3 protein-coding genes and 1 pseudogene are annotated in these 3,844 nt (G+C 74.9%); 3 read left to right on the top strand and 1 reads right to left on the bottom strand.

Annotated features, from left to right (window positions below):
* Positions 1-82: 82 nt before the first annotated feature.
* The 3 genes and pseudogenes from deoC to FOE67_RS19235 all read left to right on the top strand — a co-directional run bounded on the left by deoC (position 83) and on the right by FOE67_RS19235 (position 2,676).
* Entirely contained in the window at positions 83-994 is a 912-nt protein-coding gene (gene deoC / locus FOE67_RS19245) for a deoxyribose-phosphate aldolase (RefSeq protein WP_182665988.1), read from the top strand.
* A gap of 57 nt (positions 995-1,051) precedes the next feature.
* A pseudogene (locus tag FOE67_RS19240) lies at positions 1,052-1,987 on the top strand (histidinol-phosphatase); the annotation flags it as partial.
* Positions 1,984-2,676, top strand: a complete 693-nt coding sequence (locus FOE67_RS19235; RefSeq protein WP_182665986.1) for a hypothetical protein — start codon at positions 1,984-1,986, stop codon at positions 2,674-2,676. The pseudogene FOE67_RS19240 and the gene FOE67_RS19235, both read left to right, overlap by 4 nt.
* A 98-nt stretch (positions 2,677-2,774) precedes the next feature.
* On the opposite strand, the gene FOE67_RS19230 is transcribed toward FOE67_RS19235, so the two are convergent.
* On the bottom strand, positions 2,775-3,776 hold the full coding sequence (locus tag FOE67_RS19230; protein ID WP_182665984.1) for a hypothetical protein: 1,002 nt from the start codon (positions 3,774-3,776) through the stop codon (positions 2,775-2,777).
* Positions 3,777-3,844 lie beyond the last annotated feature (68 nt).

The raw sequence follows: 3,844 nt of genomic DNA, 5'->3' as shown, positions 1-3,844 counted from the left end.
GGAGGCCCGCGCCGGTGACCCCACCCGGCTCCCGGCGACCGGCACCGCCGCGCTCTCCGACGCCACCGCCTCGGACACCGCCCTGCGCCGCTTCCTGCACGGCCTGCCCGGCGTCGACGCCGTCGGCCTGGAGGCGCGGGCCGCCGCCCTGCGCACCCGGTCGATCAAGACCTCCGCCAAGGCGCACGCCATCGACCTGGCGATCTCCATGATCGACCTCACCACCCTCGAGGGCGCGGACACGCCCGGCCGGGTGCGGTCGTTGTGCGCCAAGGCGCTGCGCCCCGACCCCTCGGACCCCTCGGTGCCCCGGGTCGCGGCGGTGTGCGTCTACCCCGACATGGTGGAGGAGGCCCGGGCGGCGGTGGCCGGCTCCGGGGTCGCGGTCGCCTCCGTGGCCACCGCCTTCCCGGCCGGCCGCGCCCCCCTGTCGGTCCGGCTGGCCGACACCCGGGAGGCGGTGGCCGCCGGGGCCGACGAGATCGACATGGTGATCGACCGGGGGGCCTTCCTCTCCGGCCGCTACCTGAAGGTCTTCGAGGACATCCGCGCCGTGAAGGAGGCCTGCGCCCGCCCCGACGGCCCGGACGCCCACCTGAAGGTGATCCTGGAGAACGGCGAGTTGGCCACGTACGACAACATCCGCCGCGCCTCCTGGCTGGCGATGCTGGCCGGAGCCGACTTCATCAAGACCTCCACCGGGAAGGTGGCGGTCAACGCCACCCCCGCCAACACCCTGCTGATGCTGCAGGCGGTCCGGGACTTCCGGGCCGCCGGCGGTCGCACGATCGGTGTGAAGCCCGCCGGTGGCATCCGCACCACCAAGGACGCCATCGGCTACCTGGTGATGGTCAACGAGACCGCCGGCCCCGGGTGGCTGACCCCCGAGTGGTTCCGCTTCGGCGCCTCCAGCCTGCTCAACGACCTGTTGATGCAGCGCCGCAAGCTGCGCACCGGACGCTACTCCGGCTCCGACGACGTGACGGTGGACTGACCCGAGATGACAGCGAAGAAGAAGCAGCACGCCCGGGAGCGGGCGAACGACGGGGCGGTGGAGGGATCGCCGCCCCCCGCCCCGACCGGCCCCGGCAGCGCCCGCGGGTACTACGGATCCGGCCCGAGCAGCAATTCCTTCCCCGGCTACCCCGCCGAGAGCTACCGCACCTGGGGCGGCTTCGACTGGATGACCGCCACCGTCGGCGGCCTGTGGGACAGCCTCCTGGCCGAGGGCAAGGCGTGGTGGATCACCGCCAACTCCGACTCCCACCGCAACTACGCCGACACCTCCACCCGCCCGACCGGGGGGAACTTCGACGCCGACGGGCGCTACGGCGACCCCGTCTACTCCGGCGCACCGAACCTCACGTGGGGCGACTACTGGCCCGGCCAGTACAGCCGCACCCACGTGGGCGCCGACTCCTTCTCCTACGCCGCCGTGATGAGGGGGCTGCGCGAGGGGCGGGTGTGGGTGGACCACGGCGGCCTGATCTCCGGCCTCGACGCCCGGTTGCGCACCGGCGGCAACGGCAAGGGCGCCGGCAAGGCGGTGGGTGCCAAGGAGGTCACCCTCGGCGGCACCCTGCACGTCAAGCGGGGCAGTCGGGTCGAGCTGGTCATGGAGATCGCCCTGGCCAACGGGCCCAACTGGTCGCAGTTCGAGCCCACCCTCGCCCGGGTGGACGTCATCCGGGGCGCCGTCACCGGCCCCGTCACCGACCGGGACGTCTTCACCACCCCGGACACCCGGGTGGTGAAGTCCTTCGACGTCAACCGTTCGCGCGGCTCGGTCACCCTGACGTACGACCTGGGGACGGTGACGGAACCGCTGTACGTCCGGATGCGCGGCACCGACGGGAACCGTTCCCAGCCGGGCCTCAACGGGGCGGACATCGACCCCCACGGGCCCGCCCTGGACGTGGTGGGCGACGCCGACCCCTGGCGCGACCTGTGGTTCTACACCAACCCCATGTGGGTGCTGCCGGCATGACCGACACCGCCGCCCGGGTGATCGGGCTCGACATCGACACCGCCGACACCCGGGCGGCGGACCGCCTGCTGCACCGGCTGGCGGCCCGGCTCCCGCTGCCGGCCGGTGCCCTGGCCTGCACCCACCGCCTGCGGGTGCCCGAACCCCGGCTGGGGCTCTCCCTGGAACTGCCGGACGCCCGATGGGCCGCGGCGGTGTGGGACCGTCTCGCGGCCCCCGACCTGCGGGAGGAACTGCGGGGGGCCGGCGGAGGAGGGTCCACGGCGGTGCTCGGCGACCGTCTCCTCACCGTCGCCCCGACCGCCCCGGAGGGCCGGGGCGGGAGCGAGGAGGTTCCCGGGAACGACGACGGCACCGACGAGGGGGCCGGGGCCGCCGGGGCGAGGGCCGCCCGGACGGCCGCGGCCGCACCGAGGGCCGACGGCGTGCGGGCGGTGGTCTTCCCGGGATCCGCCGGGGTCCCCGACACCCTTCCGGTCGGGGAACTGCTGCGGACCACCGCCATCGAGCGGGCCGAGGTGCTCGGCGGGCTCGTGCCGGAGGCCGGGGCCCCGGTGGAGACCGCGGGCCACCTGCGTCCCGAGTGGCGGGACGGAGCCCTGCTCCTGCGCCTGGTCCCCGTGGTGGGGGGCCGGTACATGCCCTTCGACGTGCCCGACCCCCACCCCTGCTGCGCCGACCACGCCTGATCGACGGGCGACGCACGGCGGGCGCCGCGCGGAACGGATCGCGTTCCGCGCGGCGCCCGCCCGCGCGTCGAGGGCCACCCCGCCGGGCGGCCCGTGGTTCAGCCCGCCGGGCGCGGGGCGGGTGCCCCGAACCGCTCCAGCGGTCCCGGCAGCCGGGAGCCGAGGGGCGACATGCCGGTCTCCGCGGGTCCCCGGTCCCCGGTCAGCCGGGCCAGCAGGTCCAGCGCCAGTCGACCGCGGCGCACGCGTTCGCGGGCCCCGGCCAGCGCGGCCTCCCGCAGCTGCCGTCCGTAGGGGTAGATGCCCGGCGCCCGGCTGAGCCCGAACTTGAGATAGATCGGCGCCCCGCGTCGGATCAGCTCGGCGATCTCGTGCATCCGCACGTATCCACCGAGGTCGTCCGGTGCCTCGAGATAGAGATCCAACGGCACCCGGGTGACGCGGCGGATCTCCGTCAGGTGTTGGAGGGTGAGGTCGGAGGGGACGTTCACCGAATCCCCGCCCAGCCGCTCGTACACGCCCACCGACGCCGGGTTGACCGGCCCGATGAGGGCGGAGACCTTGAAGGTGGTGTCGGCGGGCAGGGTGCCCTCGGCCCGCATCCGGTGCAGCAGCCACAACACGCCCTCGTCCGCCACCAGCAGACAGCGCACGCCCAGGGCGGTGGCGCGCAGCGCGTCCTCCACGCATCCCGCCACGGCGTCGTGACCCCGGGCGCGCGGCCCGGTGCCACCCGCGTCGGTGCGGGTTCCGGCCCCGATGTCCCAGGTGCCGCGCGGGCCGGTGAACAGGCACAGCTCCACGTCGGCGGCGGCGCAGGCGTCCACCATCTCGGTGATCTCGCCGTCGGTCAGCATCCACACGCCGCTGCCCTGGCTGATCCGGTGCACCGGCACCTCCAGCTCGGCGGCCTCGTTCAGCACGACCCGCAGCGCCTCCGGACCCTCGACGGAGGGTATCTCGGTGCGCCAGCGCCCCCCGTCGGGGAAGGCGTGCGGGGAGGAGTCGGCGGGATCGGCGACCGGCACCGGGTGGCCGATCGCGGCGAGAGCGGTGTCCGCCGGTCGTGGCGGGGGGGTGGGGACGGTCTGTTCGGACACGGTGCTCCTGTTCGTGGACCGGACGGGATCGACATGCGGGTAACCGACGGCGGGAGGAGGGAGGGGAG

The sequence above is a fragment of the Streptomyces calidiresistens genome (assembly GCF_014141525.1).
Taxonomy (GTDB): Bacteria; Actinomycetota; Actinomycetes; order Streptomycetales; family Streptomycetaceae; genus Streptomyces; species Streptomyces calidiresistens.
Note: the sequence above shows the minus strand (reverse complement) of the source record. Positions and strands in the feature narration are given on the sequence as shown.